19 protein-coding genes are annotated in these 20,078 nt (G+C 26.3%); 17 read left to right on the top strand and 2 right to left on the bottom strand.

The window, feature by feature from the left end; translation table 4 throughout:
• Window positions 1-3: 3 nt before the first annotated feature.
• From ACD762_RS07145 to rpsR, 11 genes are all read left to right on the top strand, one after another.
• A complete protein-coding gene (locus ACD762_RS07145) occupies window positions 4-1,053 on the top strand; it encodes a branched-chain amino acid aminotransferase (RefSeq protein ID WP_423363291.1) in 1,050 nt (349 codons plus the stop codon).
• 122 nt (window positions 1,054-1,175) lie between these two features.
• Window positions 1,176-2,420, top strand: a complete 1,245-nt coding sequence (locus ACD762_RS07140) for a hypothetical protein (protein ID WP_423363290.1) — start codon at window positions 1,176-1,178, stop codon at window positions 2,418-2,420.
• A 146-nt stretch (window positions 2,421-2,566) separates the two neighbouring features.
• Entirely contained in the window at window positions 2,567-3,169 is a 603-nt protein-coding gene (locus tag ACD762_RS07135; protein ID WP_423363289.1) for a TetR/AcrR family transcriptional regulator, read from the top strand.
• Between the two features lie 456 nt (window positions 3,170-3,625).
• Window positions 3,626-4,480 (top strand): polysaccharide deacetylase family protein, encoded by an 855-nt coding sequence (locus ACD762_RS07130; protein ID WP_423363288.1) that lies wholly within the window; start codon window positions 3,626-3,628, stop codon window positions 4,478-4,480.
• A 169-nt stretch (window positions 4,481-4,649) separates the two neighbouring features.
• Window positions 4,650-5,312, top strand: coding sequence for a hypothetical protein (locus ACD762_RS07125; protein ID WP_423363287.1), 663 nt, complete (start codon window positions 4,650-4,652; stop codon window positions 5,310-5,312).
• Complete coding sequence (locus ACD762_RS07120) at window positions 5,293-5,973, top strand: hypothetical protein (protein WP_423363286.1); 681 nt, start codon at window positions 5,293-5,295, stop codon at window positions 5,971-5,973. The genes ACD762_RS07125 and ACD762_RS07120 overlap by 20 nt, the downstream gene beginning before the upstream one ends.
• Before the next feature lie 15 nt (window positions 5,974-5,988).
• On the top strand, window positions 5,989-7,260 hold the full coding sequence (locus ACD762_RS07115) for a hypothetical protein (RefSeq protein WP_423363285.1): 1,272 nt from the start codon (window positions 5,989-5,991) through the stop codon (window positions 7,258-7,260).
• Window positions 7,244-8,176: a DnaA ATPase domain-containing protein gene (locus ACD762_RS07110; protein WP_423363284.1), complete on the top strand. Its 933-nt coding sequence runs from the start codon at window positions 7,244-7,246 to the stop codon at window positions 8,174-8,176. Before ACD762_RS07115 ends, ACD762_RS07110 begins: the two co-directional genes overlap by 17 nt.
• Before the next feature lie 192 nt (window positions 8,177-8,368).
• Entirely contained in the window at window positions 8,369-8,656 is a 288-nt protein-coding gene (gene rpsF / locus ACD762_RS07105) for a 30S ribosomal protein S6 (RefSeq protein ID WP_423363283.1), read from the top strand.
• A gap of 20 nt (window positions 8,657-8,676) precedes the next feature.
• Entirely contained in the window at window positions 8,677-9,174 is a 498-nt protein-coding gene (gene ssb / locus ACD762_RS07100) for a single-stranded DNA-binding protein (RefSeq protein WP_423363282.1), read from the top strand.
• Between the two features lie 15 nt (window positions 9,175-9,189).
• The gene (rpsR, locus tag ACD762_RS07095; protein ID WP_423363281.1) at window positions 9,190-9,417 is read left to right on the top strand and encodes a 30S ribosomal protein S18; all 228 of its coding nucleotides are present in this window, start codon (window positions 9,190-9,192) and stop codon (window positions 9,415-9,417) included.
• 102 nt (window positions 9,418-9,519) lie between these two features.
• On the opposite strand, the gene ACD762_RS07090 is transcribed toward rpsR, so the two are convergent.
• On the bottom strand, window positions 9,520-10,800 hold the full coding sequence (locus ACD762_RS07090) for an ISL3 family transposase (RefSeq protein ID WP_423363280.1): 1,281 nt from the start codon (window positions 10,798-10,800) through the stop codon (window positions 9,520-9,522).
• A 273-nt stretch (window positions 10,801-11,073) separates the two neighbouring features.
• Here ACD762_RS07090 and ACD762_RS07085 point away from each other — a divergent pair, with 273 nt between their 5' ends.
• The 6 genes from ACD762_RS07085 to rlmH all read left to right on the top strand — a co-directional run bounded on the left by ACD762_RS07085 (window position 11,074) and on the right by rlmH (window position 17,450).
• A complete protein-coding gene (locus ACD762_RS07085; protein ID WP_423363279.1) occupies window positions 11,074-12,282 on the top strand; it encodes a M20 metallopeptidase family protein in 1,209 nt (402 codons plus the stop codon).
• A gap of 77 nt (window positions 12,283-12,359) precedes the next feature.
• A complete protein-coding gene (locus tag ACD762_RS07080; protein WP_423363278.1) occupies window positions 12,360-14,297 on the top strand; it encodes a DHH family phosphoesterase in 1,938 nt (645 codons plus the stop codon).
• Between the two features lie 5 nt (window positions 14,298-14,302).
• The gene (gene rplI / locus ACD762_RS07075; RefSeq protein WP_423363277.1) at window positions 14,303-14,749 is read left to right on the top strand and encodes a 50S ribosomal protein L9; all 447 of its coding nucleotides are present in this window, start codon (window positions 14,303-14,305) and stop codon (window positions 14,747-14,749) included.
• Window positions 14,750-14,912: 163 nt separating this feature from the next.
• Complete coding sequence (dnaB, locus tag ACD762_RS07070) at window positions 14,913-16,241, top strand: replicative DNA helicase (protein ID WP_423363276.1); 1,329 nt, start codon at window positions 14,913-14,915, stop codon at window positions 16,239-16,241.
• Window positions 16,241-16,981: an MBL fold metallo-hydrolase gene (locus ACD762_RS07065; protein ID WP_423363274.1), complete on the top strand. Its 741-nt coding sequence runs from the start codon at window positions 16,241-16,243 to the stop codon at window positions 16,979-16,981. The genes dnaB and ACD762_RS07065 overlap by 1 nt, the downstream gene beginning before the upstream one ends.
• A complete protein-coding gene (rlmH, locus tag ACD762_RS07060) occupies window positions 16,971-17,450 on the top strand; it encodes a 23S rRNA (pseudouridine(1915)-N(3))-methyltransferase RlmH (protein ID WP_423363273.1) in 480 nt (159 codons plus the stop codon). The genes ACD762_RS07065 and rlmH overlap by 11 nt, the downstream gene beginning before the upstream one ends.
• Before the next feature lie 54 nt (window positions 17,451-17,504).
• Here rlmH and ACD762_RS07055 read toward each other — a convergent pair whose 3' ends face one another.
• A complete protein-coding gene (locus tag ACD762_RS07055) occupies window positions 17,505-19,937 on the bottom strand; it encodes a copper-translocating P-type ATPase (protein WP_423363272.1) in 2,433 nt (810 codons plus the stop codon).
• Window positions 19,938-20,078: the final 141 nt, after the last annotated feature.

The following is a 20,078-nucleotide window of genomic DNA, read 5'->3' as shown; positions in this document are numbered from 1 at the left end:
AACATGAATATACAATTTATAGAAAATACCAATAAAAGAACAAGACCTAAGCAGCATCCAAAATTTGGAGAGGTATTTACAAACTATATGTTTGAGGCAAAGTATGATAGAGATCAAGGAGGATGGATAAGTGCTACAGTAAAACCCTTTCAAGAGTTTAGTATGAGTCCAGCTGCACTTTGTTTACACTATGGTCAAACGATATTTGAAGGAATGAAATGCTATAAATACAACAATAGAAGAGTTCTATTTCGTCCTGATAGAAATATTGCTAGATTCAATAAATCAGCAATTAGAATGGGTATGCCTACAATAGATGAAAAATTATTTATGAATGGTCTAACTGAATTAATTAAAGCAGAACAAGACGAGTTTTTCTATCCTGAGTTAGAAAATTGCTATTATATTAGACCATTTATGTTTGCTAATCAAGCAATATTAGGAGCAAACGAAAGTAGTACCTATACTTTTTTAATTATACTTAGCCCAATGCAAAGCTATTATTCTGGCGAAGTATCACTAATAACAGAAAAGTTTTATTCAAGAGTAGCCTTTAATGGTACAGGAGAGGCTAAGAATGGTGGAAACTATGGAGCATCTTTTTATCCAACAGCAAAGGCAGAAGAAAAAGGGTATACTCAAGTGCTATGGCTTGATCCAAGAGAACATAAATATATTGAAGAAGCAGGAACAATGAATGTTTTCTTTGTTGTAGATAATAAAGTAGTTACACCAAAAGCTAATGGATCAATTTTACAAGGTGTTACAAGAGCTAGTGTACTTGAAATTGCTCCAGAATTAGGCTATGAATCAGAAGAACAAGTAATGTCAATTGATGATTTAGTAGAAAAGTATAAAGATGGTCGTGTTAGTGAAGCCTTTAGTGCTGGAACTGCTGCAAGCATTCAACCAATTACATCAATAACACATAATGACTTTAAAATGGAATTTAAATATGATGATAATAGCGCTTGTAATAAAATATTTAATTACCTAGATTCAGTAAGAAAAGGAACAATAGAAGATAAATATGGCTATATAGTTGAAGTGTAAACACAATAGTCTATATAAAAAGCACAATATCATGTTATTATTATCAAAGTTGCATAATAAATTAAAAACAGTAAACTTTATGTTATAATTTTTAATGAAAGAAAACGAAAAGGGGTAATAATATGATAGAAACAATTAAAGGATTATTGAATAAAACCAATAGTTCTGTATCAAATCAAAGGTTAAAAATACTAAGTATTTATATAATTCCAACAATAATATTTAGTTTAATAACTTTTGCATTTTTAACACTAGTAGTTATAACAGCTGCATCTATTTTCATTAACTCACAAGGCAGTTCAGCAACACTTAATACTGTAATGATATTTTTAATGTTTATAGCAATATTCATAGTGTCTTTATATTTCTCAGCCTCATTAGAGTTTGCACTAACATCTAGAACAAGAGATATTTATAGAAATCCAGATACTAAAATAAATGGTTTTCAAGACTTCTTCTTATTAACAAGATCAGACTATTTATTCCAATTTTTAATGATGTATTTTGTTAGAAGTGTATTTATAGTACTGTGGACATGTTTATTGTTATTTCCAGGTATATATAAATCAATATCATATTCACAATCAACATTTATCTTTCTAGATAAAATGGAAAAACAAAAAGAAATATCTGCAACAGAATGTATTACACAATCAAGAAAAATGATGAATGGTTACTTCCTAGTAGGCTTTGTTTGGATGCTTATACTTGGATTAATATTAAATGCAGTAAGTATTTTATTCTCATTAATCTTTAGAGAACAAAGCATGACTTCAATGTCAGGTATGAGTGGATCAGCTTATCAAGTATACGAATATATTACGATGATATTACCATCTGGAGCAGTAGGGTTATTAACAGACTTTTCAAGTACCTTTTCAATAATAAACCTAGTTTGGGTGTTATTTATGTATCCTTTCTATTATATGGGACTAGTTGTCTTTAATGAATATCTAATCTATTATGGTTTAAAAGATGATAATGGAAATCCAATTAAAAAAGAAAATGAAAAGCATGCAAATACTGAAAATGTCAATGAAGTGAAAGAGAAACAAACAATAGTAGATGATGTTATAATACCACCATTTACAGGTAACTCAGAATATACAACAAGTACTTCAGACAAAAATGAAGCAAACTATCATGAAGATATGTATCAAAAAGATCCAATGACAGAAGAAAAAACAGAAATTATTACACCAGAAGTTATGGACTTACAAACTCACACAAATGAAGAAGCTGCACTTGCAGATGATACCATAGTAGATGTAGATACAGATATTTCTACAGCTGATGATAGTAATACTATTAAAGATACTGATATACCAACAGAAGAAGATAGTGAAAATAAAGAAGAAACTTTATAAAAAATAATACAATAAAAACTAAGCAAATTTTTAAAATAAATGCTTAGTTTTTTTGTTGTTCAAAAATAAATAATCATTGTACATTAAAATGAAATTTGTGTAATATAAATTAGTTTGCTAAAATATAAATATAGGGAGTGACTACAATGAAAAAAACAACTAGAGATATCATATTAGAAAAAGGAATTAAATTATTAAAAAAAGAAGGATACAATAACCTCTCAATGAGAGATATTGCTAAAGAGGCCAATATAAGTGTAGGAAACCTTACATACTACTATAAAACTAAAGAAGAGATCCTTTTAGCATTTATAGAAAAAGATGAAGATAAAATAATAAAGTTTAAAAATCCAACCACTATGTTAGAACTAGATAATCTATTCACTACCATTGCATATAATCTAAGCACACATTTATATGAGTTTAATAGCTATGATCGATTAAAAGAAGAGTATCCCATTTTATATACAAAAGCAAATGAAAGATTAGATAAACTAAAAGAACTATTTAAACATTCATTAAATAATTTGTGTAATAACAAAGAATTAAAAAAAATACCAAATCCAAATGTAATAGATAATATTGTAAGTGTACTAGTTGCTATAAGTGTCTATAAAATCCCTTTTGATAAAGATAATGAAGAAAGCTATAGTGAAAAAGTGCGTTTTTGTCTATGGTCAATTATATATCCATACTTAACATTAAGTGGTTGGGAACAATACAAAAAAATCAATCAAGAAAATATTTAATCAAAAATTAACATAAGTTTAATTTTATATACATTTAAAGTCTATTATTAATATTATCAAACTGTTTATCATGATTATAATTATCAATATCCATATTTATTATTATTATTTAAAAAGAAATGTTATTAATATGTTAAAAAATAGTTTGACTTATAATAAATAAAATGTAATAATGTTTATGGGGAAGAAATATAGTTATAATAACATAATTTATTAGGGGGAAATATTATAGCTATACAAGGATGATTGTAAGTATCTATATTAAACATAATAATGAGAACTTCTTATTCTTTAAAAAAGTAGTGCTAATATTAGCACTACTTTTAATATGCCTAAGCAATAAAAAACAAAAAATAGTTGAATAATAAAAACAAATATAATTAAGACACAAAGAATTGTTCAAAATATATAGTCTATATGTTAAAATTTATTTAATAAAATAAGAGGGGTGGAAATTTGAGTAAAAATAATAATAATAGAATATTTATGGTAATTGCATTACTTTTAGTAGTAGTAAATGTAGCACTAGGTGTATTGCTATGGAATTCAAACAAAGAAAAAGCTATATACTTAAAACAATACAATGAAGTTAGTCAAAAATTTGATGAACTTGAAAAAGAAAATAAAACTAATAAAGAAGAAATGGATAAGTTGAAAAAAGATTACGATTCTTTATTAAAAACTAAAACAAATGCTAAAAAAAGAATTATATATCTAACATTTGATGATGGACCATCAGTTAACACACCAAAAATAGTGAATATTTTAAAAGAAAAAAATGTCAAAGCGACATTTTTTGTTGTGAATTCAGACAATTCAAATGGTTATAAACAAATATTGAATAGCAATAATCAATTAGCATTACATACATACACACACAATTATTCTAAAATTTATAAAAGTGCAAACGCTTTTATAGAAGATATTAAAAAAATTCATAATAAAGTAAAAAATGAGACAGGCATTGATGTTAAAAATATTAGATTTGCAGGTGGTAGTTCTAATAGTTACATGAGTGAAAAAGAGTTTGAACAAATTGCAAAACAACTTAAAAATGATGGTTATGATTACTTTGACTGGAATTGTGATAGTGGTGATGCATCCGGAATACAAATTAGTGAAAAGTATATATTAAAACAAGCAACAGCTTGTAAGATGAATAATATTAATTTGTTAATGCATGATGGTGGGGGACATAATAATACAGTTAAAGCTTTACCTAAAATTATTGAACACTATCAAAAAGAAGGTTATACATTTAAATTAATAGACCAAAATGCAACAGAAGTAAAACATAAAATTCTAAAATAAAATACTTATAATCAAGATAAAACGTCTGAAATGCACAATTTAGACGTTTTTATTATCAACATTAAAAAGACCTATAAAAATAAATTATTACTAACATATAACTGCAATAAATGTATAAAGAATATGCTATAATATTAATGCAAGACTTTTAATAAATAGGGGGATAATCATGAATAAAAAAGTCTCATATATTCAGTTATTAGTAATACCATTATTGGTGTTTGCACTTTACTATATATTTATGCAACAACAAGATACTATCAAACCAATAGATACATTATTCAAAAAGGGGATTATGAATGATTGTTATCATAATATTGAAACTAATGAAAAGATGGTCTTTGTAAATTTAGATGAAACTAAATTAACAAAAGCAAATAATAAAATAGTTGATGAATACCAATATAATAAGTGTGTTAAAAAAACTGCATATAATTATGAAGAAAAAATAATTTTAAATGATGTTGTAATTAAACATCAAAAAGGAACAAACAATACTAGATATCAATATTCTTATGTTAAACTATTAGAGCTATTAAAAAATTCACAAAACAAAACCAACTTAAGTAAAAAAATAATAAATGTTATAGAATATTTAAATGATAGCAATCAAGATAAAATCTTTGTACCAGTATCAGATGATCATTTTATGTATCATAAAGATATTATAGGTGCAAGTAACGATGATACTAGTGGTAATTATTATTTAACCTTAAATACTATATTGATAAAAAACGATATTTATGAGCTTAAGAATAATGAAAAAGTATTTAAAAATACGGTTTATACTTTTGATTCAATTGAACAAACTTATGAAAAGGCTGGTAAATAAAATGAAACCATTAAAATTACTATTTATCATATTTTTAATATTTTGTTTAAAAGGTTTATTAGATGGAAGTATTTTTGATAATAGTAGCGCTGAAAAAATTAATTATACATATAATAATACATATATATTTTCATTTAGAAATAATGCAATATATAACTATTGTCATTATGAAGATGTTCAAAATTTAACAAAAAATTACAATTTGAATAATACAGCTTCTGAGTTTAGTAATAAAAATATACTTAATAAAACATATGAAAAACAGAAAACACATTATATTAAAGATAATGAGTATGGAAATAATTGTGATTATGATTTGTATTATTATGATTATATAAGTGTTGAGAATGCTGTAAATATTGGAACTATAGATTTAAAAGCAAATGAAAATATTCATGGAAAAGATTTATTTGAACAAGGATATATAGATGAATTTATGAAAAAAGAACACGAATCAATAGATGAATTATTAGTGCATACTTTAATAAATAATCAAGGTAACAATAGTACATTGAATGAAAAAATAGTTAAAAAGACTAGTAATAACTATATAATAAAAGCAAGCCCAATATTTAGAATGTATTATTTTAAAGATAAAGATAATATTTTCAATCATTCATTTAGTGGAGTTTATGCTTTGGATATAGCATTAACAAATTAAAAAAGAGGTGATAGTTTGAAAAAAAATGATTTATATACATTAACAAGCGATACTGTAATAGATTTTCATGATTATAAAGTAATCAATCAATTATATCAACCAATTATGGGGATGATGGCAACAAATATTTATATGTTGTTATGGAGTGAGGTAGAGTTTAATAAAATATTGAATAAACCAATTTCATTAGTAGATAGACTTTGTAAAATAACTAACTTAGCAGATATAGATATCACTAAGGCAATTGATATACTTAGCTCATTAGATTTAGTAAATATATATATGAAAAGTACAGATACAAAATCTCATTATCATTTAATACTTAAAGCACCTATGAGTCCTAATTCATTTTATAAAACTATAGCACTACGCAATCAGTTATACTTATATTTAGGTAAAGATAATTATGAAAAAACAAAATTGTTATTTAAAATAAATACTGTAGATATAGAAGACTATAAAAATGTATCAAAGAAGTATTCTGATATTTTTGATTTAGGAAAAGTAAATTTTAATATTAATGATAATATTAAAACTGAAAAAGAAATAAGACCTCATTTACAAGGAAAGACAGATCTCAATTTAATAGCAATAGCCTTAAAACCATATAATATGGATAAATTACTAACCAATCACTTATATAAACAACACATAGAAATGGTAGATCTAGCTTATAAAGTAAGTATAGATCAACTTGTAGATGCAATCGTTGAAAGTGTTGATGGTCAAAATTTAGATGTTAATTTATTAGAACAAAAAGTAAAAAATAAAAGTGAAAATAATAAAAATAACAAGCCATTAAATTTAGTATATGTAAATCCTAAATCATCACAAGATGAATATGGAAACAATTCAGTATTAGAATTTATGAATAAACATTATAGTAGATTTAAATTAACAATCGATAAACTTAAAGAATTAGAACAAATTATGCAAGTATCAAGGTTAAAACCATCTATGATGAACATGCTATTAGAATATACTATAAATACTCAAAAATTCATTAATATTAAATGGATTAGTTTAGTAGCTAATACAATAAAGGAATATTCATTTGAAACTGATTTAGAAGTAGCAGATTATTTAAAAAGTTTAAGTAATAAAGAAAATAAATCCAAAGATAAGGCTAAGAAAAATTATCAAAAGAAAAACTATTATGAAAAAGAAACACTTGGAATAGATGATAATTTATATACAGATAATATAGAAAAGCCAGATGATCATGCTGTTAAAGAGGTTTTAGAAAGAATGAGAAAGGAGCGAGCTAACAATGAAAGAAACCACTAATGAATTAAATTTCATAAACTATAATAAAAGTGACTTAGAACTAGAAAAAATTAGAAAAAAAATTCAAATAGATAATCAAAATGATCCAACTTATAAAATGTTGATAAGTTATTTTACAGAAAAAAATATTAAAATGGACTTTATCGACTTTTTTGAAATATATCAAAATAGAAAACTTTGTCTTGATTGTAAATCATTAAATGATTGTAAACAAGCAAATCATGGCTTAAGAATGGATTATGAAAAAAATCAAATAGTATATGTTGTTTGTAATTTTCAAAAAGAAAAAGAACAATTAAAAAAATCATTAAATAATTTAGTTTATACAACGATTTCATTTGAGCAGAAACTGCCAAACATTATGGAAGATGTTGATATAGATAGCAATGAAAAATTTGATGCTTTAAATCAATACAATAAAATTAAAACAAATGATACAACACAAGGTTTATACATTTATGGATCACCAGGAGTAGGAAAAACCTATTTTCTAGAAGCTTTATTAGAGGATTGGTTAAGTACAGGTAAAAAGGCAGCCTATATTAAAATGAATGAATTCTACAATTCTATAAATAAATTATTATATAGTTTTGATAGTGATGATAATAACACACTTCAAAAATTATTTTTAAAACTGAAAAATGTAGATGCTTTGTTTATAGATGATTTAGGTGTTGAAAAAACTGATACGACTTTTAGAGATAATTTTATTTTAAGAATACTTGAAGCAAGAATGACAAATAAAAAAGTTACCTTTTTCACATCTAATATTCCAGTTGATAGTTTAAAAGATCATTATAAGCAAAACTCAGGAAACATTCCTAATAATTTAATTAAAGGACGCTTTGTAGAAGAAAGAATAAAAGCACTTGCAAAACCAATAAAATTTGAAGGTGAAAAATCTAAGAGATATTAAAATATAGCATTATTTTTTATCAAATTAATAAAGAGATTTAGGCTTTTTATACAACTTAATAGTTGAACTTAAAGTTGAATAAACTAATGACAATTGTAGTCATTTGTGATATAATAACAAAGCGAATGTTATAATTCGCCTTCGCTCAAGACTTGATTTTGGGCCATATAGACCAAGAAGGAGGTGCCTAGGATGCGTAAATACGAAATTATGTACATCATCAATCCTAGCTTAGATGACGCTGGAAGAGCTGAAGTTATCGAGAAATATGCAACAATCATTGCAGATAACGGTTCTAAAGTGTTAGAAACTAAGGATTGGGGATTAAGAGATCTTGCTTATGAAATTAATAAAATAAACAAGGGACACTACATGATTCTTCAAGTAGAAGCTAACAATGAAACTATTAGTGAATTTGAACGTTTAGCTTTAATTGATGCAAACATTATCAGACATATTATAATTAAAGAAGAAGCTTAATTTTTAAAGGAGGCATTTGCATGAATAGAACTGTTTTATCTGGTAGAATAACTAGAGACTTAGAACTTAAAAAGACACAATCTGGAAGAAGTTTTATTAACTTTACTATTGCAGTAAATAGAACTTTTACAAATCAAAGTGGCGAACGTGAAGCGGATTTTATCAGCTGTATAGCTTGGGGTAAACCTGCAGAAACAATGGCGACTTATCTTGCAAAAGGATCTCTAATTGGTGTTGATGGAAGAATTCAAACTAGAAACTATGATGATGCTAATGGACGTCGTGTCTATATTACAGAAGTAGTTGTAGAAAATTTTGAATTTTTGGAATCTCGTGCAGCTAGTGCTAATAATAGAACTAGTTCATATAGTAACCAACAACAACCACAACAATCAACTAGACCTGCTCCTGCAGCAAGTGCACCACAAAATGACTTCTTTGCTGATTTTGAAAACAGCAATTCATCTAATGACATATTGAGTAGTCTTGATATTTCTGATGATGAACTACCATTCTAGAAAGGAGACATAATTATGAACTACAAAAAACGTGGTGGAAGACGTAAAGTTTGTTATTTCACTAAAAACAACATTACGCACATCGATTACAAAGACACTGAGTTACTTAAAAGATTCATTTCTGAAAGAGGAAAAATCCTTCCAAGACGTGTAACTGGAACTAGTGCAAAATACCAAAGACAATTAGCAACAGCTATTAAAAGATCTCGTCAAATGGCGTTATTACCTTACGTTGCTGAATAATATATTTAGGCTCTTTGTCAAATAGGGTGGAATTTTACAATTTGATATATGAGTTAGTACAGGATATAACAGAAATGTTGTATCCTTTTTTTTATGCTTTTTCTATACAATTAATAATTCTTGTATCATTATTCTAGTTTTTAATCTTTCAAATCTTCTAAACCCGCAAGATATTGTTTTTAACTTCTTGAATTTAGATATTGTACCTTCTATTATTCCATTATTATACTCAACATCGAAACTATCTTTAATATATTCAAAATACTTAATAAAGGTAGATATACAAGTTTTAATTTTATCTGAAGCTAATTTATTAGGCTGATCAATTGTTTTCTTAAACATTTCCATATTATTGTATTTTAAAGAAAATAGTAAATCTTGATATATTTCATAATTATTTTTAAAGTCCTCATTATTTTCGATTAAATAATTTAGAATTGCTTTATTGTTTGTGAACTTATAATTAAAGGTTGCATGCTTAAACATCACTTCTGAAAGATTCTCTTTTAACTGTAATATAGGTTTCCAAAAATTTTTGAACTTATTTCTGTTTTTTTCATCTGCATTCATAATTGCAACTCTAGTTTTATTAAAGGCTCTAGTTAAATTCTGATAAATATGAAATCTATCTAATATTATTTTAGCATTAGTAAAGACATTTTTAATGATTTCAATATAAGGTGTATACATATCAATTACAATATATTCAACATTATCAATAGCTTCTTTTGTATAGTAGCTAAAATAGTTCTCTAAGTAAGCTTTTTGTCTGTTTTCTACGATATCTAGTAGCTTTCTTTTTTCACCATCCATAATAACAAAGGACATATTGCCATCAGCATCTTTAGTAGATTTAAACTCATCAAAATGAAGTACTTTTGGTAAATAGGATTTAATAGTAGTAGATTTAGCAGCCTCTGCATAAGTATCTAATACTCTAAAAACAGAATGTGTAGATACATTATGATCTTTAGCAATATAAGTACAAGTAAGCATATCAGTTAATTTAAGAGCAATAAGATATTTAACTTTATTAGAAATAAAACATCCAGGATTAGTTAGGGTATTAGCAGGAATAAAAGTTTTATTACATTCCATACATTTATAACGAGTTTTAGTAAGTTTTAAATAAGCATCAAAACCAGAAACCATAGGTAATTTAATAAGAGATACTTTTTTATTATGTACATAAAATTTATTATGAACTTTATTACATTTAGGGCAAACATTATCATTAAAAAATAGAATTCCATAAAATACTTTAGAAATATTATCTTTAATTTTTTCATCTTGAAATTTATATATATTAATATTGGAATCATTAATTCCAATAATTTCTTTTAATTCTTTATTGTTTTTATTAATTATGTTATTATTAATCATGACATTTATCTCCTTAATTTATTTTAGTCGCTTAAATTATAACAAAGATAAATGTCTTTTTCTTTATATTAACAATTTAAGGGTGGATAACATTTCAAGTAATACTTGAATTTGTTATTCCACCCTATAAATTATAGAACCTATATTTAACACCGATTAATTCGGTGTTTTTTTATGCTTATAAATATTTTTCATAAATCTATTATAAATTAATATCATTATTTTTTTAAAGATGCTATAGTGTTATTAAAATAATACGTGGAGGAATTATCTATGATTGATTATATTGAAATAGAAGTTGAAAATATATATGAAGAAGTAAAAGAATTACGACATCACTTACATAAGCATCCTGAAACTTCATTTAATGAGTTTAAAACTGCAAAATACATAGTAAATTATTTAAGCCAATTTAAAGAACTAAAAGTAAGACAATTAACAAATACAAGTGTAGTTGCTGATTTGAATGTTTCAAATACTAATGCTGCACAAATATTGTTAAGAGCAGATATTGATGCTTTAAAAATGCAAGAAGACAATGACTTAAGTTACAAATCAGTAAACGATAATGTAATGCATGCCTGTGGACATGATATGCATACAGCTGCTCTGTTAGGAACTATCAAAATACTAGTTAATAATATTGCTAAAATAAATAATAATATTAGATTTATCTTTCAACATGCAGAAGAAACGCCACCAGGTGGAGCAATTGAATTGATTGAAAAAGAAGTTCTTAAAAATGCTGATTATATATTTGCACTACATGTTTTCCCAGAATATCCTACAGGAGTAGTTGCATTAAAAAAAGGAGTAATGTTTGCAAGTAGTGATACATTTAAAGTAACAATTGATGGCAAAGGTGCTCATGCAGCACAACCAAATTGTGCAAAAGATCCCGTTACTATTGCAGCTTTAATGATATTAAACATGCAAACTATAGTATCAAGAAGAACCAATCCACTATATTCTCCAATAATATCAACGACAATGATTAATGGAGGAAGTGCTGTTAATGTTATTCCATCTCAAGTAATAATGCAAGGCTCAATAAGAAATTTAGATAATACAACAAGAGAAGAAACAAAACAATTATTTTATGAAACGCTTAAGGGGATTGCAGATGCTAATCAAGTAAGTGTTACAATTGAATATAATATGGGTTATCCAATTGGAATAAACAATGATGAATGTTATCATATAAGTAAAAATGCAGCTAGTAAATTTTTAAAACCTCAAGATATCATTGAATTAGATTATCCGTTAATGGGTAGTGAAGATTTCAATTATTACTTAAGAAAAGTAAAAGGCAATTTTGCAATTATAGGCATGGGTAATGATATCAATAAAAATACTAATTTACATAATTCAAACATGGTAAGTGATGATAATGCATTAAAAATAGCAATGAAATTACATTTGTATACCGTAATGGAACTTAATGATATTAACAATAATATTAGTAATAAAAGAGAATTATAAATTTGAGTTATAACTGTTTTTTATTAACTTACTATATTTTTTTCTTTTTATAGGATATAATTATAACAGGTGATAATATGTATCAAAAAATAAATATTTTACAAAACATAGCAATTGTACTAATTGGAGCAGTTTTATTCAGTATTGCTTTTACATTATTGAATTTTCCAGCTATTGCTATTATTTCAGTATTATTAGGAGTAATTGTAATTTGTACAATAATAATATTAAGAACATTAACTCAATTTAAAGAGACAATATCTCATACTCAAAATGTAGTTGCTAACTCAGTAAAACAAGCAGTAGAGTTAGAAAAGTTAAGTGTTTTTATGGTCGATGAGAAAACAAATAAAGTAAGTTGGCAAAATGAGTATACTACTTCTAATTTTGGAGATTTATTAAACAAAGATATTAATGAATTGTTTAATGGAAAATTACTAATAAAAGAAGAAACAGATACAAATAATACAACAATTAGTTGTAATAACAAATGTTATTCAATAATAAAAGATCAAGATGCTTATGTACTAAAAGATATTACAAGTATTGTAGAATCAAAAGAGAAGTATATAAATAATAAAGATTGTTTAATTTACTTACGAATAGACAGTATTGATGAAATTAGTGAAACATTAGAAGAAATTACATACTTAAACATTATTCAAGGTATTAGAAGTTTAATTAGTGATTTTGCAAATGAATTTGATAGTTTATTAAGACGTTATAAATCCGATTCATATATAATGGTAGTAAAACAAAAAGAAATTGATAAAGTAATAGAAAAAGCTAAAATTGTATTAGAAAAAGCAAAGGATGAAAATCCTGATTTTGAAGATAAAATCACAATCTCAATGGGAATTGCTTATGATTTTGATACCTTAAAAGATACACAGTATGAAGCTGGTGCTGCATTAGATATGGCTCTAGCACGAGGTGGAGATCAAATAGTAGTAAAAAGAAAAAATGAAAGTTATGAATTTTTAGGCGGTAATTCAGAAGCAACAGAAAAAAGAAATCGAGTAAAAGTTAAAATGATTGCTAGTAGTTTAGAAGTATTAATAAGTGCTGCAAGTAATGTTGTAATCATGCCACATAGAAATGCTGATATGGATGCATTAGGTGCAGCGTATGGATTTGCTAAATTTGTTAGAATTAATAATAAAAAAGCCTATATAGTAGCAGATATTAATACATTAGAAATAAATACCCAAAATGCATATGATACTTTAGATTTAAGTGAAGAACACTTAATGTTTAAAGAAAATGAAATATTAGAAATAGTAGACAAAGATACATTACTAGTTATAGTAGATACATCTAATGCTGATTTACTTGAATCAACTAAGGTATATCAAGCAATTGATAAAAGAGTAGTAATTGATCATCATAGAAGAGGCGAAAACTTCATTGATAAACCACTGTTAGTTTATATTGAATCATATGCCTCATCAGCAGTAGAACTTGTTACAGAAATACTTAGATTTCAAACAAAATCATATAAGCTAAATTCAAATGTAGCAACATTAATGCTAGCAGGTATGATGATAGATACATCTTACTTTACAGTTAGAACAGGAGTAAGAACCTTTGATGCAGCAGCAATGTTAAGAGATAGAGGTGCTAATCCTCTAGATGCAAAAGAATTGCTTCAAGTTAATATTGATACATATCAAAAAAGGTTAGCTATAGTAAGTGATGCACAATTTTATGAAGATAAAATCGCAATATCAACATATGATAAAGAACCAGTAAGTAGAGCATTGTTAGCTCAATCAGCAGTAGAACTTTTAAATGTTAAAGATATTGTAGCAACATTTGTTATAGGTAAAATAAATGATGATAGTATAGGAATCTCAGCAAGATCAAATGGAGATTTCAATGTTCAACATATATTAGAATATTTTGGTGGTGGAGGTCATTTTTCAATGGCTGCAGCCCAAATAAATAATAAAAGTATTGAAGAAATTAAAACAGAATTGTTAGAACAATTAAAAGAAAAAGAAGAAGGGAAGTAACGAATATGAAAGTTATTTTATTACAGGATATAAATGGAAAAGGTAAAAAAGATGATATTATAGAAGTAGCAGCAGGTTTTGCAAATCATTTAATAAGAGAAAATAAAGCAGTAGATGCTAATAAAGATAGTGTACACAAATTAGATAAACAAAAAAAAGAAAAACAAAAAGAAAGAGAAGCACTAAAAGAACAAGCAGAAAAAAACAAAAAAATTATTGAAGCTAAACCATTAGAATTTATGCTTAAAGTTGGAGAAGGTGGACGTGTTTTTAAAAGTATTTCTCATAAACAAATTATGGAAAAACTTAGAGAACAATACAGCATTAAATTAGATAAAAAGAAATTTTTAAATAAAGAAAATATAAATAGTTTAGGAACTTACAATGTTGAATTAGAATTATTCAAGGGTGTAAAAGCTACTTTAAAAGTTCATGTTTCTGAATTGAAATAAAAATATAAAACCTAATTAAAGTAAAGGATATGATCAATGAATCATATCCTTTTTATTACTAAGTGATTAATACATATATACTTAAAGTGCTTTTTATAGATATATATTTTATTTAATGTATATGTTATTATATATAAAGAGTTTAAAGTGAAAGGAAGATAAAATGAGAACTTTGCCACACAATTTAGAAGCAGAACAAGCAGTCATTGGAGCAATGCTATTAAGTAAAAAAGCAATAGAAGATGGATTAGGAAAACTTAATACTGATTCATTTTATTCAATAGAACATCAAATAATATATAATGCAATTGTGAAATTGTTTGAAAATAATACTGAAGTAGATATAACTACAATAACAACATTTTTAGTAGATCAAGATCAACTTAGTAATGTAGGTGGAGTTGAATATATTAATAGAATTACAGAAGCAGTGTTTACTAGCTCTAATGCTAACTATTATATAAATCAAGTATATGATAAAGCACTTTCTAGAAAATTAATTGAAACAACAGAAAAACTTGCTTCAGCAGGATATGAAAGTGGCATAAGCGCCCAAGATTACTTACAAGAAGCTGAAAAAAGCATTTTAGAAGTTACTAGAAATCAAAATGCATCAGATTTTCAAACTACTCCAGCAATACTAGAATACATACAACAAAACTTAGAAAAATTAGCGCAACACAGTGATGGTATAACAGGAACACCAACAGGATTTGTTGATGTTGATAATTTAACAAACGGTTTTCAACCTGGAGACTTAATTATACTTGCAGCTAGACCAGCAGTAGGGAAAACCGCCTTTGCTTTAAATCTAGCAAAAAATGCTGCTCATTTAAGTAAAAAAGCAGTAGCTTTATTTTCACTAGAAATGGGAGCTGATCAATTATTAAACCGTATGATTTCAGCTACTGGAAGAATAGAAGGACAAAAATTACGAACTGGTCGATTTGAACAAGAAGATTGGTTGAAATTTTCTAAAGCATCAAGTGAATTAAAAAAAGATCCAATATTTATTGATGATAATTCAACTATAAGAGTTGCTGAAATTGCAAGTAAATGTCGTAAATTAGAAAGAGAACAAGATGGACTTTCATTAATTGTTATTGATTATTTACAATTAATATCTGGAAGTGATAATTCTAAAGAGAGTAGACAAAATGAAGTTGCAGAAATATCAAGATCATTAAAAGGATTAGCAAGAGAATTAAAAGTACCTGTAGTTGCATTATCACAATTATCACGTGGAGTTGAACAAAGACAAGATAAAAGACCAATGATGTCTGATTTAAGAGAATCTGGAGCAATTGAACAGGATGCTGATATTGTGTGTTTCTTATATCGAGATGATTATTACAATCAAGAAGATAGTGAAGCACCAGGAATTGTTGAACTGATATTTGGTAAACATCGTAATGGTGCTACAGGAACTGTAGAACTAGCATTTGAAAAAGAAATAAACAAATTTAATACAATAGATCGAGTAAGAGAATAATGAAAATATATAATTTATCAAGTGGTTCTAAAGGTAATGTTAGTTTAGTAGTTTGTGGAAGCTATAAAATACTAATTGATGCAGGAACTACAAAAAAATATTTAGTAAGTAGTTTAAATGAAATAGGCTATACACTTGAAGATATCGATTTAGTGCTTGTAACTCACTATCACAGTGATCATGCTAAAGCATTAAATGCCTTTAAAACAAATAAAATAATGTCAAATAAAGAAGAAGATATGCATTGTTTATTAAAAGTAAATGAACTTAATCAATACGATAAGGTATGCATAAGACCATTTTTATTAAGTCATGATTCACTATGTTATGGATATCAAATAAAGTATAATGATGAAACATTAACATATATAACAGATACAGGTTATGTAAAAAAAGTCTATGAGACATATATAAGTGAAGCCGATTATTTATATCTAGAATTTAATCATGATATAGTGAAATTAAATCAAACCTCAAGACCACCATATTTAAAACAAAGAATACTATCTGATTTAGGACACATGAACAATCATGATGCAGCATTAATAGTATGTAAAAGTGCTTCAAGTAAATTAAAACAATTAATCGTTGCACACATATCAGATGAAGCAAATACAGTAGAACTAATTCAAAATGAGATTGAAAATGTCTACTCAGCATTTAAAAAAGATATAAATTTTGATATCTTTTACACTGCACATGAAACAATAGTAAAAGCAGGTAGTAGCAATGAAGATTAATATTGTTTGTATTGGTAAAATTAAAGAGAAATATTTAAATTTAGGTATAGATGAGTTCTTAAAAAGACTTAAACCATATGCTAAAATAAATATAATCGAAAAAAGTGAATCAAAAATAAATGATAATCCTTCAACTGCACAAATACAACAAGTTATTGACATAGAAGGTCAAAGTATCTTAAAAGAAATAAAAAATGATGATTTTGTAATTCTATTAGATCTACATGGAAAAATGATAGATAACTATGAATATGTTAATCTAATAGAAAAAGCAATGGTTCAAGGTTTTTCAACTTTTACCTTTGTTATTGGAGGTAGTTATGGTGTAAGCCCGGAATTAAGAAATAGAGCAAATTTTAAATGGGCTTTTTCAAAACTAACATTTACACATCAAATGATTAGATTACTTCTACTAGAACAAATATATCGAGGGTTTAGAATTAAGAATAATGAACCTTATCATAAATAAAAGCTAAGACAATATGTCCTAGCTTTTTTTTATCTTAAACTAATATAACTTATTCTAATCTATTTTAAGTAACATGGCATTAATTGCAACAATTACAGTGCTTAATGACATAAACACTGCCCCAATAGCAGGACTTAATATAATACCCCAATGAGCTAATATACCAGCAGCTAATGGAATGAAAATAATATTATAACCAGCACCCCACCATAAATTTTGAACCATCTTTTTATGTGTATTTTTAGCTAATGATAGGAAATGTAAAATATCATAAGGATTATTTTTTACAAGAATAACATCAGCAGAATCAATGGCAACATCAGTCCCTGCACCAATGGCAACACCAACACTAGCTTGAGCTAAACTTGGAGCATCATTTACACCATCTCCAACCATTAAAACATTTAAGCCTTTTTCTCTAAAATTCTTAACAATAGTTACTTTATCCTCTGGCATTAATTGAGCATAGATTTCATCAATACCAAGAAGACTACCAACTTTATTAGCTACCTGCTTATTATCACCAGTCATCATAACAGTTTTAATTCCCAATTTTTTAAGTTGAGTAATCATACTTTTAGATTCAGGTTTAACTTGATCTCCTTGAGCAATCAAACCAACACTATTTTCATTAACTAATAAAAAGCTAATAGTATAACCTTGATTAGACAGTTCATTAAAAAGATCTTTGTCATAAAAAATATTATTATTCTCTAAATAAGAAACACTGACAATTTTTAGTTTATCTTTATTTAACTCACCTTCAAGTCCAATACCAGGTATATTTTTAACATTTATAGCACTAGTAATATTTATATTTAATTCATTTACTTTTTTAATTACTCCTACAGATAAAGGATGATTTGAATTAAGCTCTAAAGATGCAATCTTAGTTAAGATATCATTTTCAGTATAATTTTTGTCAAAAGAAAGGAATTTAACAACAACAAAGTCACCTTCAGTTAAGGTTCCTGTTTTATCCATTAAAACAACATCAATATTATTAGCAGACTCTAATGCTTGTCTATTTTTAATAAGTAAGCCATTCTTAGCTCCAAGAGATGTAGATTTAGCAGCAACCAAAGGAATAGCAAGTCCCAGTGCATGAGGACAAGCAATTATAAATACAGTAACCATTCTTAATAAAGCTGTATTTATATCCTTAGTAATTAAATACCAGATGATAAATGCAGCAATCCCAACAACTAAAGCTACATAAAACAATAGTTTAGCAACTTTATCAGATAAAGATTCAACTTTAGATTTCTCATTTTGAGCATTGCTTACTAATTCCATAACCTGATGTAAATAACCAGATTCTCCAGTTCCAGTTACTTTTATATTAACGATTCCAGATCCATTTAAAGAACCACCAATAACCTTATCATTAACTGCTTTTTGAACATCTTTAGATTCACCAGTAACCATAGACTCATTTACCAAAGACATACCACTTACAATTATTCCATCAGTCGGAATTTTTTCACCAGCTTTAACCAAAACTATATCATTTATTTTTACATTTACTAAAGCTACTTCTTTTATATTTCCATCACTTTCAATAACTTTAGCCGTACTTGGTAATAATTCTGCCATTTTTTGTAAGGCATTACCAGCATTACTGACAGCATTCATTTCAATCCAATGTCCTAATAACATAATTAGAATTAATGTAGCAAGTTCCCAAAAGAAATCCATTACATGAGTACTAGAATGCGCAAAATTATTAATATAGAAGGCATAAACACTATAAATATAAGCTACACTTATCCCCATTGATATTAAAGTCATCATCGCTGGATTCTTCATTTCAAGTTCCATTTTAGCACCACTTAGAAAAGGTTTACCGCCATAGAAAAATAAGATTGTAGCAAATATTAAAACAACCCAATCAGAACCATTAAAACTGAATTGAAATGGTAAATCTACCCCCATCATTGGAGAAAGCAAGATTATTGGAATTGATAATAACAAAGATACAAAAAATTTAATTTTTAAACTTCCCATATGCATCGAATGATCCATAGTACCATTATTACTCATATGCATCGAATGATTCATAGAATCATTATCATTACTCATATGCATCGAATGATCCATAGAATCACTACCATTACTCATATGCATTGAATGATCCATAGAATCATTATCATTACTCATATGCATCGAATGATCCATAGAATCATTATCCTTATTCATATGCATCGAATGATCCATAGAATTATCATCCTTACTCATATGCATTGAATGATCCATAGAATCACTATCATTACTCATATGCATCGAATGATCCATAGAATCATTATCCTTACTCATATGCATTGAATGATCCATAGAATCATTATCATTACTCATATGCATTGAATGATTCATAGAATCACTATCATTACTCATAGGCATTGAATTATTATTGTCTTCACCATCTTTGTTTATATGTATCGAATGATCTATAAAATCATCATTTTTCAATTTATTTTTGTTATTCATAATATTTCCTCCTTTAACATAAATATTCTATCTTTATTATATATTTCATACTAATTTATTAATAGTAATAAGCATTAAAGCAATTTACAATGGTAAATATTTATATAAATTAATAATTATTAATAAAAGTTACATATAGTC

It is taken from the genome of Mycoplasma sp. P36-A1 (assembly GCF_049478495.1).
Taxonomy (GTDB): Bacteria; Bacillota_I; Bacilli_A; order JAJDGJ01; family JAJDGJ01; genus P36-A1.
The sequence above is the reverse complement of the archived record's forward strand: the minus strand, read 5'-3'. Positions and strand labels throughout refer to the sequence as shown.